At 43.5% G+C, this 973-nt stretch carries 1 protein-coding gene; it reads right to left on the bottom strand.

Features of this window, described 5'->3' with window-relative positions; genetic code table 11:
- A partial coding sequence (locus tag WA411_RS19060) for a DcaP family trimeric outer membrane transporter (protein ID WP_336119312.1) occupies positions 1-766 on the bottom strand: 766 nt, incomplete at its 3' end.
- Positions 767-973: the final 207 nt, after the last annotated feature.

Below are 973 nucleotides of genomic sequence, written 5' to 3'. Positions count from 1 at the left end.
GGGTAATGAGATCTGACAATGGAATCTGAGTTTCGACGTTAATACCGTAGCCAAACCCACTTTCCTCGGAGTTGGATGCTTGATCATAGTACTGGATTTGTCGAATGACCCCAGATATACCGGCTTTAGCGGGCCCTATCTTTCCTTGATACTTAGCAGTCAGAGCCGGCAGTTCATTCTTGTTGGCTGGACTGATGCTCGGATCTGAGCTGCTTGAAACGGAGCCACGCCAACTTCCACCGTCTTCTAACGCAATGGAAAATCCATCAGAGGTGTAACGGAGTTGAGGCTGGCGTAATACTGCTCCCTGGCCAACCTGACCCAAGTGATCTAGTGTCGGTAAAGTTGACAGCCCTCCCCAAAAATTCGTCCAGTATTGGCCCGCAATGATACCGTTCCATTGAGCATAGGCGTGACGCAATCGAAATGGGCCAGTACCAGCAGGAGTATTGAAATCGCCTTCGATTACGGTGGTGACAGCTCCACGAGGAGTGTCGGTAAGAATTTTGACTCCCAGTCGGCTATGCGATGCATCAAACTGAGTATGGCCTTCGGCGACATTCTCATCATCCAGGGCAATGCCCTTATGAGTCACAAATGTGCCAAGACGTGCATCTACATCGTATATCATGTTCAATTTTGCAAACCCGTATATTGTGGCAGTGCTCTGCCCTGCATTAATTTCTATTGCTGATGCAGTTAGTGAAAAAGCCGATAGTGATAAGAAAGTACAAAATCTTTTTTTCATGGATTTAATTCTTGGCATTTTTATTTCTCCAAAATATATATAAGCGTAATTGCTTTTAGATCAACTAAAATATTAGTTTTGATCTTAATATTTTATATTTAAATAGGTCTTATTTATTGTGCTAATGGATTAACCGACTATTTCGATTATTTCCACCATCGTTGTGGAACAACATCAATTGCCGCCAAGTCTTTAGGGATCTCTCGAGCCAAGTCATAAATCTCT

This window comes from Marinobacter sp. CH_CUG1437-1, assembly GCF_037029655.1.
Taxonomy (GTDB): Bacteria; Pseudomonadota; Gammaproteobacteria; order Pseudomonadales; family Oleiphilaceae; genus Marinobacter; species Marinobacter salsuginis.
This window is presented reverse-complemented; position numbering and strand designations above follow the sequence as displayed.